Source organism: Candidatus Sulfotelmatobacter sp., from assembly GCA_035498555.1.
In the GTDB taxonomy this organism is placed as follows: Bacteria; Eisenbacteria; RBG-16-71-46; order RBG-16-71-46; family RBG-16-71-46; genus DATKAB01.
This window is the reverse complement of the sequence record DATKAB010000005.1, coordinates 1-2,173: the sequence shown is the minus strand read 5'-3', so window position 1 is coordinate 2,173 and position 2,173 is coordinate 1. Positions and strand designations below refer to the sequence as shown.

2 protein-coding genes are annotated in these 2,173 nt (G+C 68.2%); both read left to right on the top strand.

Going from position 1 to position 2,173, the window contains the following annotated elements; translation table 11 throughout:
• The coding region (locus tag VMJ70_00765) for a hypothetical protein (GenBank protein HTO89635.1) at nucleotides 1-328 on the top strand (328 nt) is incomplete at its 5' end.
• Nucleotides 329-550: 222 nt separating this feature from the next.
• A partial coding sequence (locus VMJ70_00760) for an aspartyl protease family protein (protein ID HTO89634.1) occupies nucleotides 551-2,173 on the top strand: 1,623 nt, incomplete at its 3' end.

The window sequence follows — 2,173 nt, the reverse complement described above, 5'->3', positions numbered from 1 at the left end:
CGATCTCCTGATCCGCCACAGCGGCGCCAACCACAAGCGCGAGACCCTCGCCCAGTCCAAGCGTCGTCAGAGCGCGATCGATCGGCTCTGGGTATTCCTGGTGTGGCGGAACCACGTCAAGTGGTTCTCCGAGCTGCGGCGGGATCAGACGCCGGCGATGAGGCTCGGGATCGACTCGCGAAGGAGAAGCGTCAGGCAGATCCTCGAGCAGCGCCTCTTCCCCACCAGCATCGAGCTACCGGAGCGATGGGAGAAGTACTACTGGAGAACCATTCGGACCCGAGCCTTCACCCGCAACCAGCGCCACACCCTGAAATACGCGGCGTGAGTCGGTCTCCCTCGGGCCCACATCCCCGGCATCAGCGGGCGCAACTGCAATCTTCGGAGCAGGACCCTTGGTGCGGGGGATCGACTCGCCACCACGCTTCTCTCAAGCCCCGGGCGATCCGGGCCGATCACTCACTGGGGCTCTCCCATCGCGGCCACGCCGCCCGCGCCCGCGACTGCGCCCCTCCTCGGCTCTTCTGCCCCGCCGACACGGAGGTCGCCAGTGTCACTCGCCGCAATCGCCAAGGGTTCCGGCTCTTCCCTCGCGTTCCTCGCGCTGGTCTCGCTCGCCGCACTCTGCGGCGCCACTGCAGCGCGCGCCGACATCGAAGCGGGAGCGATCCCGATCGTGCAGCGCTACCTCGATGCGACGGGGGGCCGCGCCGCGGTCGAGGGCGAGAACGCGCTGCACGTGCGCGGCCGCATCGAAGCCGATGGACTCTCGGGGCGCTGGGAGATGTGGCAGGCCGCTCCCGATCGCTGGGTGCGCCGCTTCGACCTCGGCCCGCTCCACGTTCGCGAAGGCTTCGACGGCAGTGTGGCGTGGCGCACCGACCTGAGCGACAAGAGCGTGACGGTGCTATCGGCGGCCGAAGCGGCGCACGCGCGCGAAGACGGCTGGTACTCGGGCGAACGCTGGGCGCTCGAGGATCAGGGTGGCGGCAACGTGCGTCTGGGCAGCCGCACCTACAGCGGCGGCGAGATCTTCGATCACCTGATCGTGACGGCGCCGGGCGGACGTCCGCGCCACCTGCTCATCAATCAGCAGACCGGCTTCATCGAGAAGATCACGAGCGAGACCGACGGCCACATGGTCAGCGAGCTGCCGGGCAGGTATCGGATGCTCGGCGGGCGCAAGCGGCCCTCGCTCTTCACCTCCCCCACTCTGCTGCCGAGCGACAGGCCGCTCGATCGCATGACCGTCGACTCGGTCTGGGTCAATCCCTCGCTCGACTCCACGATCTTCGCCCCGCCGCGCGTGAAAGAGCGGGCGATCGACTGGGACCAGTCGGCGAGCAGCATCCGCGTCCCTTTCGCGTACGTGACTCGATGCGTACTGGTCAAGGTCTCGATCAACGGCGCGCCGCCGGTGGACTTCATCCTCGACACCGGCGCCGAGCTGACCCTGCTCGATCGCGACTTCGCCCTGGGCCTCGGCCTGCACCCGGAGGGCGAATCGCGAGTCGAGGGTGTGGCGGCCAGCGCCTCGACCCAGTTTGCGACGCTGGGCTCGATCACCCTGGCGGGCGAACCGGGCGGCGCGACGCTCAAGGACTTTCGCGCGGTGCTGCTCGATCTCTCTGAATCCCAGCAATATGTCCTGTGGCGCAAGCCGGCCGGGATCCTGGGCGCCGACTTCCTCAGCCGATTCGTCGTGACAATCGACTACGATGCCCAGACCGTTACTCTCGAGGATCCGGCGCGCTTCACCTATTCCGGCGCCGGCGCGGCGGTCCCGTTCGAGCTCTACTCGGGCGTCCCGATCGTGGACCTGACTCTGAACGACGGCTGCTCGGGCAAGTTCCTGGTGGACGTGGGCAACGCGTTCCAGTTCGTGGTGCACGGAACGCTGGCTCGCTCCTGCCAGATGCTGGGCAGCCTCAAGCGGCGCGACATCGAAGCGTCGGGCGGCGGCATCGGCGGAGGCTTCGTCTCGAGCATGTGCCGGCTCGACAGCGTGCGCATCGGCCCGTACTCGCTGCCCGAGCCCATCGCGGCGCTCACGCTCACTCGCAGCGGCGGCATGGCCAACCACGACCTGGCGGGCAATGTCGGTAACAGCGTGCTCGAGCGCTTCCGCTGCACGCTCGACTACGCGCATCACGTTCTCTACCTCGAGCCCGGT